The organism is Haloarcula sp. CBA1131, from assembly GCF_008728975.1.
In the GTDB taxonomy this organism is placed as follows: Archaea; Halobacteriota; Halobacteria; order Halobacteriales; family Haloarculaceae; genus Haloarcula; species Haloarcula hispanica.
Genome location: NZ_RPCY01000004.1, coordinates 373415 through 390964, shown reverse-complemented (window position 1 = coordinate 390964; position 17550 = coordinate 373415). Strand labels below are relative to the sequence as shown.

The following is a 17550-nucleotide window of genomic DNA, read 5'->3' as shown; positions in this document are numbered from 1 at the left end:
GATGTCGATCCGGTTGCTCCACTACTCTGACATTGAGAACGCTTGCGACGACCCCGTGCGGATGGGTCGGCTTGCCGGAACGATCCAGTCAATCCGCGGGGAGGATACTGTAGTCGCTGGCACCGGCGACAACACTGCACCGGGTGTCCTCGCCCATTACTACGAGGGGTATCAAGCACTGCCGTTTTTCCAGGCAGTGAGTACCGACGTTGAGACGGTAGGGAACCACGATTTTGACTTCGGGACTGCTCCCATTCTGGACGTGGTCTCGAAGAGTCCACAGGAGTGGGTCGTTGCGAACGTTTACGAAAGCGAGAGTGATCGTGGCGCTCCCTTCGCCGGATTAGACGGGACGACAGTCTTGCATCGAGATGGCCGGCGAGTCGGATTCGTCGGCGTAGTCGATCCCGCGACTCCCCGGATTGCTGCCGGCGCGTCAGAGCTGAACGTGACCAATCCTGTCGAGAGCGTGCGGAAAGCGGTCAGCGAACTCGGCAACAGTGTCGATCATTTCGTCGTCCTCGCACACTTGCGAGACGACTTAGAGACCGACGTTGCGGCCGTCGAGGGTGTCGACGCGGTCCTCGGCGGCCACGTCCACAGGGAGCGCCACGAGGCTGTCGACGGAACACTGGTTGTCCGCCCCGGAGCGAACGGGCAGGTGGTCTGGGAAGTCGAACTCTTCGACGGGGACCGCTCGCCGATTGCCACCCGTCATTCGACATCCGAGGGACCTATCGACGAGTCCGTGGCCGACATGACCCGCGAACGGCTGGCCGATGTCGGTCTGCTGGAGACTGTTGCCACTGTCGACGATCCGATCCATCGAGGCCTCGACCGGCGAACCCGCGGCGAGAGCCGCGTTGGCAACCTCGTGGCTGACGCCTATCGCTGGGCGGCTGATACTGACGTCAGCTTCGTCCACAATGGTGGCCTTCGAACGGGGCGACCCCTGTCCGGCGAGGTCACTGCTGGCGAGGTGGCCAGCGTACACCCCTTCGGCGGTACGGTAGAAGTCCTCGGCGTCTCCGGTGAACAACTACGAACCCTCTTGCAAGCGGCCTTCCGTCCACACCGCGAGGACGGACGGCTCTGGCACGGCGACGTCAGCGGGATGACCGTCGAGTACGATTCCGAGGCTGGACGGCTAATCGGTGTGGCTGTCAACGGCCAGAGTCTCGAAGCCGACCGAGAGTACAGACTTGCCACCAACTCCTACGTCGTCTACAGCGATGACTGGCCGATTCCACACGAGGCAACCATTGACTCGTTCGGTCTCCCGTTCGAGGCCGTCGCAGACTACGCTCGCGAAGAGGGCATCACTGTTCAGGTTGGTGGCCGACTCCAGAACTGCTGACCGGGTCCCGCCACGGATGGCCCTTCTGCAACTGTCTCCTTCAGGAACTGACCGTTCCAGAACTACTCTGTCGTAGTAACCAACAGTACTTGCTATCGACGAGCCTTGTTTCGACGCGGTGCAGGTCGGCCGAGCCGGTAGCTATCGGAAAAACGAAATCGACCAGAGACTCCCACAGACCGGTCCTGTTCAGTCGACACAGACACCACCCCACGTTATTGGAGACATCTAAACAGGGCCGTATATAGTATTACGAGTCACGGTGGACGGTTCATAGTAGTCAGTATACATATTATAAATGTTCAAACACGTCATCAGTATGCGTTCCAGTGTAGCATGAGCACACTCTCGGCTGATACGGAGAGTTGGTTATCGTTTGGTAAACAGGACATGATGGTGTTCATACTCGTTATGTCCCTTACCGGGTTGCAGAACGCGTTCACAGAAATCATGCCCGAGTTCACGGTCGGACCGCTAGAACTGGGCGTTGGTGGCTTCATCTTTATCCCGATCGTGCTGGTGCTACTTTTCAGGACCTACTGGGCTGCAGTAGCCGTTCCTGTTGGCGAAATCGTATTCGGAGAGATACTGCTCGGTGAGTTCGATGGTCTGGGTGCCATGGAGGGATTGCTTCTCATTCCGGTTTGCTATTATTTCGCCGCGAAACTGCTTCAGGACCCGGAAAACACCACACAGTTGGCAATTGTCGTGTTTCTGGCTGAGGCACTCGAAGAGTTCTTCGCTACGTTCATCGACATTGGGAAGGTGTATATCGGGGTTGAAGAATTGGAAGCCGTACCCGGCCTCCCCGAGAGCATTATCGTGCTCGAAGGGGTCGACTTCCTCACACAGATGCTAATCACGGGGACTCTTTTCGGCGTCATCCCCGCACTGTATCTCTACCCCAAACTCCACGGTAAAGTCGAACCGCTGCTCGGTATGGAACCGTTTGAGGGTGAACGCGGCGGGTCGATGTGGCGTGGCTTTTCGCCGAAGGCGCTGTTGGCGGTGCTTATCGCGTTCCCGCTCGCCTTCGTGGCCGAGGCTGCCAGCGAAGTCGGCGGGGCGGTCAACGTAGTCTGGGAGCCGGAATTCCTCGCGACGTTCGGTCAGAGTTACATCGCAGTTCCGATCGTCGTCTCCGCTATCGTCGCCACCATCGTCTGGTACCGCGCAACGCAAACGGCGTAAGATGATGACAGCGACACACGACTCTCAAATTGCCGTTGACGAACTGCAGTTCCGGTATCCCGGTGCTGACGAAGCTGTGTTGACCGGAGCGGAGCTGACGATAGAGCCCGGTGAGTTCGTCGCCATCATCGGTGGGAACGGTTCCGGCAAGACGACGCTGTGTAAGTCGTTTAACGGAATCATCCCGCATTTTTACGAGGGTGATATGCGAGGCCAAGTTACCGTCGCTGGACACGATGTCTCCGAGAGCTCTGTTGCAGAGCTCTCACAGCACGTCGGCTACGTGTTCCAGGAGTTCGATAACCAGCTCGTCAGTCCGACTGTATTCGAGGAAGTCGCTTTCGCCCCGATGAACTATGGACACGAGGACTACCGCGAACGAGTCCACCGGACACTAGATCTGCTCGATTTGAGCGGGCTGGAAGACCGCTTCGTCTGGGAACTCTCCGGCGGGCAAAAACACTTGGTTGCGCTGGCAGCAGCGTTATCGCTAGACCCCGACATCCTCGTCGTCGACGAACCGGCGGCACAACTGGACCCAGTCAACGCTCGGGAGACCTACGACCGTCTCGCCACGCTCAACGAAACCCACGGGAAAACCGTGGTCACTATCGAACATCAGACAGAGTTCATCGCCGAATACTGCGATAGCGTCGTCCTCGTCGAGGACGGTATTGTCCGTTGGAAATTACCGGTCGAGACGGCCCTCAATCAGTTGGAAGACCTCAGAGGACAGGACGTCCATCCCCCACAGGTCACGCGGATCGCCGAGCGCGTCCTCGATGATGCTCGCCCGCTCCCGGTGACGCTCGCGGACGGCCTCGATCTATTCACCGATTACGGCGACACCACTGTGGCTCGAACTGACGGACCACCGGAGGTGAACCGGAAAGGGAAGCCTGTCATCTCCTTCAATAACGTCTCGCAGTCGTACGATACACTCCGAAGCGGGACGAAAGACGTTCTCGATACCCTCTCATTGGATGTCTACCCAGACGAGCGGGTCGTCCTCGTCGGCAGCAACGGCGCTGGGAAATCCACGCTCATGCAACTGGTGACTGGCTTGGAGACACCCGACGAAGGGACGGTCACCGTCGGCGGAACAGACACCGAAGACGTCCTCCCAGAGCAACTGGCCGAGGAGGTCGTCTACGTCAAGCAGAACCCCGAAGAGATGTTTATCGACGATACTGTCCGGGCTGATGTCGCTCACTATCTCGATGATAGGGGCTACCCGAACGTCGAGCAGCGAGTCGACGAGGTGATCGAATTCCTCGACTTGGAAGATCTGCAGTCCCGGGACGGCCGCCTGCTCAGCGTCGGCCAACAGCGCCGGGCGTCACTGGCTATCGGGCTTGCGACGAACCCGTCGATTATCCTGCTCGACGAACCAACCGGCAGTCTCGACCTCGCGAGTCGCGAGGAGGTCGGTCGAACCATCGACCGGGCGGGCGACCGTGTCGAGACGGTCGTGATTGCGACACACGACCTCGAGCTCGCGGCATCGTGGGCGACTCGTGTCGTCGTGCTCGACGACGGTGACATCATCGCTGACGGCCCGCCGAGTGACGTGTTTGCTGACCTTGCCGCTCTCGAACGAGCGAACCTTCACCCACCGCAAGTGGTCCGCCTGGGGACAGAACTCGGTCTCAGTCCCGCACCGCTCACGGTCGAGGCGTTCACGGACCGACTGAACACGGCAAGTCCGCCGGACGAGACATCGAAACCGACCGTGGAGGAGCAGTGATGACGACACTCGATGCGCTTCGTGATGCCACGTCCGTCGAGGCGATCAAGGCTGACTTGCTTCGGACGGCCTACGAGAACGAGGGTTCGTTCCTCCACCGCTTGGATCCCAGAGTCCTGTTACTCTGGTACGTCGTCTTCCTGTTCGTCCCGTGGCTGTTCTACGACACGACCATCCTTCTCGGACTGCTAGCGTTCGTGTCGGTGCTCGCAGTACTTTCACGGGTCAGCCTGTTCCTCGTCGGACTGATGGCGTTTACCGTGGCAACGACGTTAGGATCGTACGCTGTCGTGACTGTCTTTACGGGTGATCCCGTTGCGGCGATTCGAGCGTTAGTTCCGTACACGCTGAAGTTAACGATTATCTCCGTGTCGAGTTTGGCGGTGTTCTCGAGCATGGGTCCGAAGACCCTCTCTCAGGGTCTCAGAAGTCTCGGGATTCCACGACAGTTCACGTTCCTCATCACGTACGGCTACCGGATGCTCCCAGTGTTGTTTGAGGAGTACCACGATCTGGTGAACTCGTTCCGGTTACGGAGTACGGCTCCCGACTCACCCGGGCGATTCCGCTGGCGGCACTACGTCTACCTGCTGAAGCTATCGGTGCGTGCGTTCTATCCGATGATCTTCAACGTGGCAAAGCGAAGTCGCGTCACCGTCGAGGCCATGGAAGCCCGGGGATTCTCGCACTCACTAGCCGACGAGGCGAGTACGGAACTTCGGCTGGCGGACATGCAGATTCGACCCGTCGATGTCGGGTTCTTCGCCGGTTCTCTGCTCGTCGTTACCGGACTCGCGCTTCTTCTGTGATGTCCTCCGCGCCGTTGACTGTTTCCTTACCACGTTCTCATTCTCTTATAGCCTATCAAAAGGAACTCCAGTGTACCCTTTGACAGTCTGGCACTGTCTACCGTATATTGAGGGATACATATCGAGTGTAACTGGTCCATAGGGCTCTTAGCGGTCTTTTTGACATGACGGACTGAGTGAGTGATATGAGCCTGATTACGGGGAACTCGCTCGAATCGAAACTGCTGGAGACGATTATTCTCGGCCGAGCAAAGATTCCGGACGATCCCGATCCAGGGAACTATGTCGTCGTCGACGTGGCGCAGTTCTCGACGACGGTCCCAGAACTGTTTGCGAATGGCACGGAGTACATCTACATTACCGAGGAACGGGGGAACGAACCAGCATTCAAGGCTGAACATCCAGACGCGAAAATCGGCGGGAGTTCCGGCCCGGACTATCGGGGCGAGGAGGGATACGACTTCTTTAATTCACCGAGCTTCGTTCAGGATATTGACGTCGCCGGTCGGCCGACTGCGATGACCTCGACCAACGGTGGGAACGCGGTCACGGATATCCGCTTAGCAGGCGGTGACGACGTCGATATCTACGTTGGTGGGTTGACTAACGGGAAAGCGGTCGCCGACTATCTCGCAGACAGCGACCGCAAGACGTATTTCGTTGCTGCCGGCTCGAGAGGGAAACCCTCGCCTGAGGACCTCGTTGGCGCGCTGTATATTGCTCGGCAACTGCACGGGAAGCCACTGACACCGGAGCAACGCGATATCTATCGGGAAGTCGTTCAGTTCGGGAAGGGGCCGAAGTACGAGGAGAAACCACAGATCAAGCGTACGGACCTCTACGAGTACACACTCGCGTTCGACAGCCGTGACGTCGTTCCGAAACTGGACGGGCAACGACTCTATGACGTGAGTGGCGAGACCGAGATCTGATGCGGACCGATATCCACACGCACACCACGTACTCGGATGGGTCGGATCTCGACGCAATGATTACCGCGGCCGAACAGGCTGGCTTGTCTGCACTCGGGCTGACTGATCACTGTATCGTCACTGAAGACGACTTCGGGCGACGTGCGAGATACGACCTCGTCGAAACGTATCAACAGCGCCGGGAGGACATTCGTGCTGCCAGAGACACGACTGCCCTCCAACTGTACGATGCTGCCGAAGTAAGCTACGTCGAAGGCACCGAGTCGCGTATTGCGTCGTTTCTCGACACCGCCGACTTCGCATACACTATCGGGAGCGTCCACTTCGCCGACCAGTACGACTACACCAGTAGGACACAATACGTTACTGCGTCTGCAACGCAACGCCGGCGGGCCGTCGAGCGGTACTACGATGCGGTCGTTGCGCTCATCGAATCTGAACTCTTCGACGTAGTCGGGCACCTCGACCTCCCAGAACGCATTCCAACGTTGCGACGGCACACAACTCGAGCGGATTACGACCGGGTCGCACGAGCGCTTGTTGACTCCGAGACAGTGCCTGAGGTAAACGCCGGCCGCGTCCATCGCTCGCTCGGCCGGGTACATCCCGACCCAGCGATGCTAGATCTGTTTACCGAGTATGGAATCCAGTTCGTCCTCGGATCGGACAGCCACACGCCTGCAGAACTCTCGCAGCGAGTCCCCGAACTACGAACACTGACTGAAACACTAAACCGGTCACCTGTTGCTGCTGTACTACGCGACAATCAACAGTACCGTGATTTTTGAGCAACCTATAGTAGCCATTGAAAATCAATGCACACCTGATCGCACGACGGCAGTGCGGTCAGTGTGTAATTCGTTTCAATTGTTACTATAGCGACTGTTCGAATGCTGTGAACACAGCGAATATCTCACTGCGGTAGTGGCTATATAGGTTTTAGTGGCCAGCCCTTATGATGATATCTTGTGTATTCCGCCCTCCAGGAGTACCATCGTACACTCCCACGACATAGCGCCCGAACTGTGGCTATGACCTGCTTGCCCCGTCACATTCATCTGAATAAACAGTTCAGTCCTCAATTACTTGAGCTTCTCAAAGACACTTGGCTGTCGTTAGCCATCAAATTTTCCGGAGGAGACTGGTAGCATGGCCAACGATTCAGGGCTTCGTGTTACTGGTCCAGATACTCTGGGTGGCGCAGTACTGTATCTCGTTGTCGGTATCGCTATCGCTAGCTACGGGGGATTCGATTACGTTCAGCAGACTGAAGCAGTTCGAAACTCGGTTGAAGTGGACGCGAACATTACGGAACTCGGTATCGAAACGGATAGCGGAACAGCGTCAAATCCGGGCGTAAAGTACGAACCGAACGTCGAATTTGAATACACCTATAATGGAACGACATACACCGGGACAAAACTATACCCAGCGAATATTGAGCGGAACTATGAGAGACGGTCAGCAGCCGAATCAGCGATCGAATCCTACGAACAGGGGACACAGACAACTGCATACGTGTCTCCAGACGAGCCAGGAGATGCGTTTTTGAAAAACAAAACGTCGAACGCACCGATCATCGCTATTGGACTTGGCGGATTATTCACCCTCTTTGCAGCCTTCTCTGCCGTGAAGAAGCTCTGAGTCCCCTTCCGTTGTTCGGCTGTCCGTGTCGTTACTGGACATCATGTGTGATTTGCCCGAATACGTTTAACTAAACACGACGGTTCTATTCGCGCACAGCTTAAAGTGTAAATAGGACTATATTTAACCAGTATGGTGGAAGAGTCCGGCCCGAAAGGAAAAGAGGAGGGTCAGTCGGCAGCACAGTCGACGTTCACGCTAAATCGGCGGACGCTACTTCAGTCGACCCTTGTTGGAAGTGCGATATTGGGGGAGTCGGTCTGGCCACACCAGTTGCCAGACAGGTGCAGTCCGACGAGAAGGGTTCTGGAGATAGCAACAATCGCTCAGCGGGCTTTCCGCCGAGTGGCATCACTGAGTATGGACGGAAAGTCACCCTCGGAAACGGGGAGGTGCGAACATTTACGAGTGAAACACCGTCAGGAGAGCCGAGGTATCACGGGGTCGAGTTCGACCACACGGCACTCGAAGGGCTTCCAAGCGAGACAGAGATAAGTGAGGTAAACGATCCTGTAGAGACTGATAAGTATCGATTTAGTGGACAAGCGGCAACGATCCATTTCAAACAGTCACTCCAGTTCTTTGTGCCGTTCCCAGATGCGGCTGGCACGCCGTTTACCTTCTTAGGACTCAACTGGAATCCGGACGGCCATTTCGGTGGCAAAGGAGCGTGGGAGAAGCCACACTTCGATATCCACTTTCACATGCGTGACCCTGCAACAGTGGATAACGTCGAGGGGCCTCAGCTTCCGCCGTACGATATCAAAACAGCGGACGGAATCGAGACAAACTTCGACTTCGCTCAACTTCCAGAAGGGTATGCGCGATCACCTCCGCCCGTCGCTGACGAGCGGTATATCACAGACATGGGTGAACACGTAGCTCCCAACGATGCGCCTGAACTCCCAAGTGGCCCCGACGACCGAGGTGATCCTACTAGCTTCAGCAACACACTCATTCAAGGGTTTCTCGGTGACACAGAGGGGTCACAGCTGGCGTTCGTTGAACCGATGCTCACCCGAGAGTTCCTGAGCGATTTCCGAGACAGCAAAACGTATGATGTCCCACAACCGGCCGAATATCCACACGACCAGCAGCACCCACACGAGTACAGTGTCCGGGATATCCCGTCGCAAAACAAGACCGTAGTCGCTATTCAGAGTTTCAAACAGGTATCTGACTGAGCAGCAGGATCGTCTTAGTTGAGCGCACTCGCTCAAATTGAATTCTCCACGCAATGCGGCTCATTGCGCTACTCAGTTCGACGGAATACGGAAATACGGTGGCCACGAGGCGCACCGTTATATTATCACTATCTGATAATTCGTTAAATAACTATTCTGTATGCAACACGTCCCCTCGGCAACCGTCGATGGGATTCCGTGACTGAACACGCGACGCTCACAAACATAGAGTTGAACTTTCAGTATAGTAGCCATTGGAAATCAATGCACAGCTGGTCGCATGGCGGCAATGCGATCAGTGTGTAACTCGTTTCAATTGTTACTATAGAACCACTACAGCGAGTGTTCCTCCCACTGGAAGAGCGAATCGCTCTCGTTTCGTCGGGCGACCGAGTCCTCCCACAGGCAAGATTAGAGTTGAGCGTGGGGTGATTGAGAATGCGCAGCCCTGATAACGGCGCAGACAAGCGACCCGAAGCAGAGCCGACAGGGACGGTCTGCCAACGACGAAGACACCGGGGCTAATCGTCGGGTGATGTCGGGGAGTGGTGGCTGGATCGGCTTCGGGGATATCTGTCCCAACAGCAAACAGTTATATTCTCCAGCAAGCGTACTGAACAGATATACTCGGCAGGGTCTGCCATCCAGACGCGGTCGTCGGCGGGGTCGGTCGTGGGGAATTACATGGAAGGAACGGTTCGAGAAGTCACGCCTAGCGAATTGTGCGACGCGGTCGACCCGTGTGAGGTTACACTCGTCCTCGGGGCACCCAGTGTCGGAAAGTCACATCACCTGCGGCGGGTCGGTCCATCCGTCGAGCGGCTCGCAGAAACAACAGCTATCGACGACGACGAACTCGTGGTCGTCGACGATTTTGTCTCGGCGGTTTTGCACCTCGGTGACGACCGGGACAGGCTGAATGTCCTGTTCGATCGTTCCGGGGGTGCAGTAATCGTGACGCGGCCACGGAGCCTCGACTGGCTCTGCCGACACGGTCACCTCGCGCCCGTTGCGTTCCACGACCGAGTCGATTCCGTGCTCGTGGTTCGGACGCCCCCCGCAGAGAGCCACGATGCAATCACCGAAATCCGCGAACTCACCAGCCAGCGACGTCCACCAGAACTGGGTGACGGGGAGCGCACGTCCCTCGTCGAACGCGTCACCTATCCAGGCTATGACTTCGAGGACGAGCGGCTTCAGCAACAGATCGGGACCGTCGAGGAGACAGTCACGCCCGCAGCCTTCCTCTCGCTCTCGCAGTATGGGTCCGAAACGGTTCTGGCCGGTCCCGATGTCAGGGCGGTGGTTACCGACCGCGACATCACGGTCGAACCGTTTGACGAGGGCGCCCTCGACCTCATCGCGTCCCTTTATTCCTGTGCCGTGGATGGCAGTTGTAGCTCGGTCGAAATGTCGCCTGCGGTCGCCACCGCACTCGCTCTCGTCGCGAGGTCGCTGGCTGATGACGACACGGAGTGGCTCGAACCGTTCGTTCGACATCGGCCGCTGGCCGGGGCTGCCGAAGCCCTCGAAATCGCCGTCGATCTCCCGCCGGGGACGGTCGAGCGGCTTCGGGTGTTCGGGTCCGAACCGATGCGAGCGAGGATCAGTCAGCGCCTGACGGCTCAGTCCGAAACGGAGACAGCCATCGCCGACGCGAGTGCCCCAATCGATGCAGCTCTGACAGCCATGCGAGCAATCGGGTCGTCGCTGGACGCCGCCGCGATGGAGCCCGACGAGTACGGAACCGATCCCCTCGTCGGTTCCTGGCACTGGAACGGACTAACAGCGTTAGACGCGGCTGCGGCGGACCGAGAGTTCCCGAACTCGGACAAGAACTCTGCAGCCGACGGGGACGTTGCTGGGGTCGGCGTCGACGAGGTCGTCGACGCACTCGATGGCGGGCTCGTGCTCCTCTCGGGACCGAAAGCCAGCGGGAAGCGACGGCTCACAGCGAGCGTTGCGACGGCACTTACGATGCGGGGAGCGACGGTCAGACTCTCCGATCTCCGTCAGCCAAACCACAGCAGGGTGGGAATCGACGCCACGCCCAACGCAGTCGTAGTCGCGACGTACGGGGCCGAGCCAGCACGAATCGTGAGCGACGCTGGCGTTCGGGCGCTCGCTGACTGGGTCGAGGCAGGGGTCTGTTCCGGTGCAGTGCTGCTCTGTGATAACGACCGACGGGAGCATCTGGACGCCCTCGCCGACCGGACTGGCTGTGACGACGTCGAGGCCTGGTGCGACCGTATCGAGTTCGACCTTGGAGACGCTGACCTGACGGCCGATCGGACGCCAGAGGCGGTCGCCGAGGATCTGCTGTCCGCGCTGGAGTGGCCCGAAAATCGAACTCCTTCCCGTCGGTCACTCGCGGTCGATTCGGTCGCGGGCCAGAGTACGCTGGCAGCGATCGCTGGCATGCCCGACAGTGCTCTCGATGCGGCCTTCGCCGGGCAGGTCGTTGCCGAGGCCGTCGCTGTCGTCGCACGGACCGCCCAGCCGAGCGCCGCACGGGAGTGGCTGCTCTTGGTCGACAACCTCGTCGGAGACGTCGCAGGGAACCGCTGTGACACGGACGCGGCGATCAGGTACCGGGGAACGGTCGCGGGCACTGCTATGGCGACTGTGGCGAGCGAGCACCCGACAGCCGACGCGTGGGTCGAGGCCATTGCAGTTCGTGCGCTGGCACTGACCAACGAGACCGCGACTCCCCACGGTCGGGACTCGGTCGGTGGCGACGTCGAACCTATCGTGACCGCCGTCACGACGGCCCTGTCGACGCTTGCCCGACCAGAAGCCGGAGGAGAGCCGAATCAGGGGGCACTCGCGACGGTCGACCATCTGCTCCACGAGATGGTGGACGGGAACGCCATCGATCCCGAACCCGGCCTGTATCCGCTCTGTCGGATCTACGGGAAGACTGTCGGACGGCTCGTAGAACGAGCCGAGGAGTCGGCGAGTGCCGAGGCGGTGCTCGCACCGGTGATCGCGCTCGTCGACCAGACAGCGTCCGAGTACGAGGACGGTCACGCGTCCGTCCTCCTCGGCAACGTGTTCGGATCGATGCTCGGGGCCCTCGGGAGTGTGGAGATGCCGACCGACGACCTCCCCGTCTGGATTGACGCGGTCGACGCTGCTGCGAGAGACGTGGCCACGTCGCTCCAGCACGACGAGAACCGGGCCGAGCTGTTACACGTCGCGTCCGTGAGCGCAATCGGCTTCTGGGTGTTCGACCACAACTGTCCGGCGGACCGATTCGAGCCGTGGCTGGTGGCGACCGGCGAACAACTCTGTCGGAGCACGGCCGAGTCGTCGTTCGTCGATCACCCCGAATCCTTCGTGGTCGACACGTACAGCTGGGCAATCTGGCACGTCGTTCACTACCGCGACCTCGACCGTGCCGAGCGACTGTTCGAGAAGTGTCACCGGCTGGTCGATACGATCGCTGACTCGGAGGTCCCCGACGACGAGTGGGAGTGCCGTGCGTCACTCCACGCCGGCGCGCTCGCGACCCTAGCCATCGTGGAACAGGGAGACGTGGCCAAGTCGGGCCCCTACGGCAAAGGAGCCCTCAGACTCCCGAATTCGCCAGGGTTCGCGGACTGGATCGACCGCTACGACGCGACCGTGACCCGCGGAGTAGCGGGCGATGCACCGACAGCAGTGGTCGAGCCGTACCTTCGGGCGGTCTACCGTGGGGCGCTCTCGACGCAGGTCCGGGGATACGACACCGAGCCTGACGACGGGATTTCGCCACACAGCGAGAGTATGTGGTTCGACAGCCTGACAGAGCGCATTGAGGACCTGGCAGCCACGGGTGACTTAGTCTCGGATCCGGTCGCGTTCCTGCGTTCGGTCTACGGCGACGCAGCTACAGGGTGGGCCGCAGAGGGCGAGGCGAACCTGGCCGGAGAGTGGCTTGGGTCGCTCGTCCGGGCGTTCCGCGGAGCGCGAGAAGGGATCGAGGGACCGAGCAAGACGGAGTGGTTCGACGCGTTCGCGGAAGCGGACGCGGCCGTTCTTCTGGCAGTGCTGACTCGGACTGACGCCGGCGGGCGAACGCACGATCGCCTGGTGGAGTCGGTACTCTCCCAGATCGAAACCACTGCAACGGCGACGGAGTACCCACTGCATCCCGTACACTACGTCGCTTCGGTCTTCGGGACCGCACTGGCGCTGGCAGTCGAGGCCGACCCTGCGGAAGTTCGCTTCGGCGTGACCGAAGTCGTCGCCGCCGAACAGCGAACTGACTTCGCGTGGGTCGGGATGGCGCGGGCGAGCATCCTCGAACGGGTGTATGCGGCGGCTCTCGCCGAAGTCGGTCGGACGAATGCCGACCACGACAACACCGAGGCGTGGCTGGCCGTCTGCTCGGAGCGGATGGAAGCAACTGCGACGCGGGAACTCCCCGACGATCCCGCCGGTTTCGTTGCGGGAGTCTACACCCGGGCGTACGTCGACGCAGTCGAAGCCGAGACGCCAGCGTGGCGTCGGCGTCTCGATGCCGCCCTCCGGGCGTTCGCCTTGGAGAGCCACGTCGAGGACCCGGCGACGTTTCTCGAAGGAGTCTACGCCGACGTCGTAGTCGCGGGAACGACGCAGAGCCAACTAGCCGCCGAGGTCGAGGCGTGTGTCGAGGCCGTGTCTCAGTCCGTCGAGCGTGCGAGTGAGGAGAACGTATTCCGGGCCGACGATGCCGTGGTACGAACCTTCTCGCGGGCCGTCGACAGGCTCCCGACGGGTAATCCCGAGCACAGGCAGACTGTACCCACTTGCTCGGTCGGGCACTCCGGGCGACCGGGGGCGAGACCCTCGAAGCGGCCGTCTTCGGCGGCGACCGTCCAACCGGGGACTACTCGGAGTGACCCACTGGCAGAATCCACCGTATGGCAACCTACTACGTCCTCTCGAGTCCGGAGCACACTCCCGACAGCAACCACAGTTCCGAGTGGCCCAAGGAACTCGGACTGTCCTTCGACGACCGTGAGATCCGACTCTTTCAGGGAAAAGGGCACGGTCTCGGCGGTACCGTCTACGACTTCGAGGACTTCCGCCTCGACGAGTGGGCCGAGTTCGTCGACGCCTGCGCCGGTGACTGGCTCCGCGAGGAACTATCCAGACACGAGTCGCTGACTGCTATCGACGAGGCGGACTTCGTCCGGACGCTGAACCGACACGCCACGTTCGCAACGGAAGAGCACTGACGAAACTGGCGGGACCGCTATGCTCATTCGTCGTCCGTTTTCCCTGGCCAGACTGTCGGCCTGATCCGTCTGTCATCGTACGCTGAGAGGTCGGTGCGGACGGTCTCGACCAAGTCCGTGGCCGAGGACTCGCCGTCTTCGATTGCAGTGACCTCCGCGGGCGTCAAGCGCACGGAGACATCGCGCTCTACCGGTCCGCCGAGGAGGAAGGTGAGAATCCACTCGCCGTCGCGGGCCAGTAGGACGTAGGAGTAAGGCTGCCGATCGAGGACTCGCATTGGTCGGTCGAGGAGCAACGCGGGCTAAACAGTTCCGACAGGGCGAAGCCTTTTGCGGCCGTTCGTCCCCCGTATCGGTATGTCTCTCCTCGAATCCGACGTGACTGCTCGCGGCGGTGCGCGATGACTGACGGTCCGACGGTGACCAACGCTGGGAGCAGGCGTACCAGTCCGGTGTCGGAGATTCCTACGAAGCAGTAATCACCCCTCCGGAGCGAGATCTACCGCCCGCATATACGCGTCAAGCTGTTCGGCCAGTGCCCGGGCGAACGTTTCGTCATTGATGTCGGTCTCCATCTCGACCAATTCGACCGATTCAGCCAGATTTGTTTTGAGTGCCTCGAACAGGGCTGTGTCGGCGTCGGGATCATGGAAATCCTCTCCCTCGACGTCGAGCATCGAAACACCTCCAAGTGGAATGTATAGGGCAGTTGGTCCGTTCGCTGCCGAGAGCTTCTTCGCGATGACCTCGCCCAGCTCAGCGTTCTCCTCGGCCGTTGTCCGCATCAGCGTTACCTGTGGGTTGTGGATGTGGAAGTCCCGCCCCTCGAACTCCTCTGGGACGGAGTCTCGTGGCCCGAAGTTGACCATGTCCAGCGCGCCCGTCGAGACGACCTGTGGCGTGCCCGTCTCCGCGGCGGCGTCCAGCCTGTCGGGGCCAGCAGCCAGCACACCCCCTACAAGCTCGTCGGCCCACTCCGTCGTCGTCACGTCCAACACACCGTCGATGACGCCTTGTCTCACGAGGTCCTCCATCGCCTTCCCACCGGTCCCAGTCGCATGGAAGATGATCGTCTCGTAGCCTCGTTCTTCGAGATACTCCCGAGCCGTCTGGACGCACTGTGTGGTGACACCGAACATCGAGATCCCGATAGTGGGGCGGTCTTCAACTTCGATGTCTGGCTGGTTCGTGACCATCCCGACCATCGCGAGGGCAGCATTAGCAATCACCTTCCGGGAGAGTTGGTTGAGTCCCTCAATATCAGCAACCGAATACAACATCATCACGTCAGTGGCACCGACATACGGTTCAATGTCGCCGGAGGCCATCGTCGAGACCATCACTTTCGGGACACCAACCGGCAGCGCCCGCATCGCCGTGGTCGCGATCGAGGTGTTGCCCGAGCCGCCGAGTCCGAGCACACCGTCGAGGTCGCCAGCATCGTGTAGCTGCTGGACGATCGCCGCTGCGCCCTTGCCCATCGCTTCGATCGCCTCACCGCGGTCGGCATCGTCCCGGAGGTGCCCCAGCGTGGTGCCGCCCGCTTCGGCGACCGCACTTGCAGCAGTGTCCGGATCGATTTCCGGGTCGTCCACCACGCCCGTGTCGATGATGTGTACGTCAACGCCTTGCGCGCGAAGGACATCTCGAGCGAAACCTATCTCTTCGCCTTTCGTATCGAGGGTCCCAACGATTGTGACGGCCATACTCACTCCTCCACGTTCTCGGGTGTCGGCAGTTCGCCCGGCGGGACGATCTCACACTCAGGAAGATCCCGGAGTACCTCTTCAGGACCCGGTGGTGCGTAGACCGCGAGCAGTAACAACGGTTCCCAGCTGGTGTTGACGGTTCCGTGTTCGACGCCTTCAGGAACGAACACCATCTCGCCGGCCGAGATATCGCGTGTCTGATCGGCGACCTCTTGTTCACCCTCGCCCTGGATGACGAAGAGGATCTCGTCGCTGTCAGGGTGCGAGTGGCGCTCATGGCCCTTTCCGGGTTCGAGTTTGACGACGCCAGCGCTGAAGCGCTCGCCACCCGTCACGTCAGGCGTGCTCAGCCACTTCAGGACGCCCCAATCGAAGAGCTGACTTTCGACGTCATCAGGAGTGATGAAGTATTCGCTATCAGTCATCTTCGAGACTAATCTCCTTGAATTCGCGGGCCTGTGCTTCGATTGCCTCCTCAGTTGGGAGGCGTTCAATGCTCGACGCACCGAAGAATCCGACGACACCCTCGGTGTGTTCCAGTACGTACTGGGCATCGTCGGGCCATGCGATCGGGCCGCCGTGACAGATCACCAGTACGTCCTGGTTTACCTCTTTTGCGGCGTCGTGATGAGCTTGAACGCGCTCGGCTGCGGCATCGAGATCTAGTGCCGTCTCGGCACCAATATCCCCAGATGTAGTCAGTCCCATATGTGAGACGACCACGTCCGCTCCGGCCTCGGTCATCTCGCGAGCCTGCTCCTCGCTGAAGACGTATGGGCAGGTGAGCATTCCTTGCTCGGCCGCTTCTTGGATCATGTCGACTTCCTTGTCGTAGCCCATCCCCGTTTCCTCGAGATTCTGTCTGAACCCGCTGTCCTCGTCGATGAGACCCACCGTCGGGAAGTTCTGGACGCCCGAGAACCCACGTCGTTTCAGGCTCTCGATGAACACATCCATCTGTCGGAACGGGTCGGTCCCGTTGACGCCGGCGAGAACTGGCGTGTCCTTGACGACTGGAAGCACTTCGTGGCCCATCTCGACGACGATCTCGTTGGCGTCACCGTAAGGAAGGAGGCCAGCCAGCGACCCCCGACCGTTCATCCGATAGCGACCGGAATTGTAGATGATCAGTAGATCGACGCCACCGCGCTCGGCGAACTTCGCCGAGATACCGGTCCCTGCACCTGCGCCGATGATCGGATCGCCGCCCGATACTGTTTCCTGAAGTCGATCAAGGGACTCCTGCCGTGTGAATTCCATACGTCAGATAGAACCATTTCATAATATAGTAATTAATTTTTTGATGATTACGAGGAGTTACCACGACACATAATATTACTTCTGGGCATAGAAACCATCGTCAAACCCAATCGTGGATGGCTCTGCGACTGCGTTGGACACCCAGATCTTCGAGTACTTCGATGGTATTCGACAGTGACAATGCCACAACGTGCGATTGAATGCCCAACGCCATCGCCGACTCGGGTGTCCGCTCGCGTTCCTCAAAACCCAACTCAATCCAGTCTCTATGCCCACTGAGGCGGCTGATTTCTGGCATAGGTACCAAGAAATCAGTCTGCATCACTTTTCACGCTCAACTAAACACGACGGACTCCGCTGTCCATAAAAATATCACAGACAGCTATTTCGCTACGGAAGTGGAGGCGCGACAGTAGTTGATCGATCAGTACAGCTATAGTAACGATTGAAACGAGTTACACACCTGATCGCACGACGGCAGTGCGATCAGGTGTGTATTGATTTTCAATGGCT

At 59.5% G+C, this 17550-nt stretch carries 13 protein-coding genes and 1 pseudogene; 9 read left to right on the top strand and 5 right to left on the bottom strand.

What is annotated here, in order from left to right; all coding sequences use genetic code 11:
- The first annotated feature begins 1 nt into the window (after window position 1).
- From Har1131_RS19625 to Har1131_RS19585, 9 genes are all read left to right on the top strand, one after another.
- On the top strand, window positions 2–1357 hold the full coding sequence (locus tag Har1131_RS19625) for a bifunctional UDP-sugar hydrolase/5'-nucleotidase (RefSeq protein ID WP_151148296.1): 1356 nt from the start codon (window positions 2–4) through the stop codon (window positions 1355–1357).
- Window positions 1358–1693: 336 nt separating this feature from the next.
- Window positions 1694–2548 carry a hypothetical protein gene (locus Har1131_RS19620; protein WP_050036517.1) on the top strand — a complete coding sequence of 285 codons (855 nt, stop codon included), beginning with the start codon at window positions 1694–1696 and terminating at the stop codon, window positions 2546–2548.
- A gap of 1 nt (window position 2549) precedes the next feature.
- Window positions 2550–4295 (top strand): ABC transporter ATP-binding protein, encoded by a 1746-nt coding sequence (locus tag Har1131_RS19615; RefSeq protein WP_151148294.1) that lies wholly within the window; start codon window positions 2550–2552, stop codon window positions 4293–4295.
- The gene (locus Har1131_RS19610) at window positions 4295–5104 is read left to right on the top strand and encodes an energy-coupling factor transporter transmembrane protein EcfT (protein ID WP_008308251.1); all 810 of its coding nucleotides are present in this window, start codon (window positions 4295–4297) and stop codon (window positions 5102–5104) included. Before Har1131_RS19615 ends, Har1131_RS19610 begins: the two co-directional genes overlap by 1 nt.
- Window positions 5105–5289: 185 nt before the next feature.
- The gene (locus Har1131_RS19605) at window positions 5290–6036 is read left to right on the top strand and encodes a 2-phosphosulfolactate phosphatase (RefSeq protein ID WP_151148292.1); all 747 of its coding nucleotides are present in this window, start codon (window positions 5290–5292) and stop codon (window positions 6034–6036) included.
- Window positions 6036–6824 (top strand): PHP domain-containing protein, encoded by a 789-nt coding sequence (locus tag Har1131_RS19600; protein WP_151148290.1) that lies wholly within the window; start codon window positions 6036–6038, stop codon window positions 6822–6824. Before Har1131_RS19605 ends, Har1131_RS19600 begins: the two co-directional genes overlap by 1 nt.
- 361 nt (window positions 6825–7185) lie before the next feature.
- Window positions 7186–7680: a DUF3592 domain-containing protein gene (locus Har1131_RS19595; protein ID WP_014030962.1), complete on the top strand. Its 495-nt coding sequence runs from the start codon at window positions 7186–7188 to the stop codon at window positions 7678–7680.
- 284 nt (window positions 7681–7964) lie between these two features.
- Window positions 7965–8864 (top strand): hypothetical protein, encoded by a 900-nt coding sequence (locus Har1131_RS19590; RefSeq protein ID WP_225308197.1) that lies wholly within the window; start codon window positions 7965–7967, stop codon window positions 8862–8864.
- A gap of 684 nt (window positions 8865–9548) precedes the next feature.
- Complete coding sequence (locus Har1131_RS19585) at window positions 9549–13997, top strand: hypothetical protein (protein WP_225308196.1); 4449 nt, start codon at window positions 9549–9551, stop codon at window positions 13995–13997.
- A gap of 94 nt (window positions 13998–14091) precedes the next feature.
- Here the strand turns inward: Har1131_RS19585 and Har1131_RS19575 are convergent, their stop codons facing one another.
- The 5 genes and pseudogenes from Har1131_RS19575 to Har1131_RS19555 all read right to left on the bottom strand — a co-directional run.
- Window positions 14092–14346: a hypothetical protein gene (locus tag Har1131_RS19575; protein ID WP_014030966.1), complete on the bottom strand. Its 255-nt coding sequence runs from the start codon at window positions 14344–14346 to the stop codon at window positions 14092–14094.
- 201 nt (window positions 14347–14547) lie between these two features.
- Window positions 14548–15774, bottom strand: a complete 1227-nt coding sequence (locus tag Har1131_RS19570; RefSeq protein WP_151148288.1) for a Tm-1-like ATP-binding domain-containing protein — start codon at window positions 15772–15774, stop codon at window positions 14548–14550.
- Between the two features lie 2 nt (window positions 15775–15776).
- A complete protein-coding gene (locus Har1131_RS19565) occupies window positions 15777–16202 on the bottom strand; it encodes a cupin domain-containing protein (protein ID WP_014030968.1) in 426 nt (141 codons plus the stop codon).
- Entirely contained in the window at window positions 16195–17037 is an 843-nt protein-coding gene (locus Har1131_RS19560) for a phosphoenolpyruvate hydrolase family protein (protein ID WP_151148286.1), read from the bottom strand. Before Har1131_RS19560 ends, Har1131_RS19565 begins: the two co-directional genes overlap by 8 nt.
- Before the next feature lie 103 nt (window positions 17038–17140).
- A pseudogene (locus Har1131_RS19555) lies at window positions 17141–17335 on the bottom strand (IS6 family transposase); the annotation flags it as partial.
- Window positions 17336–17550 lie beyond the last annotated feature (215 nt).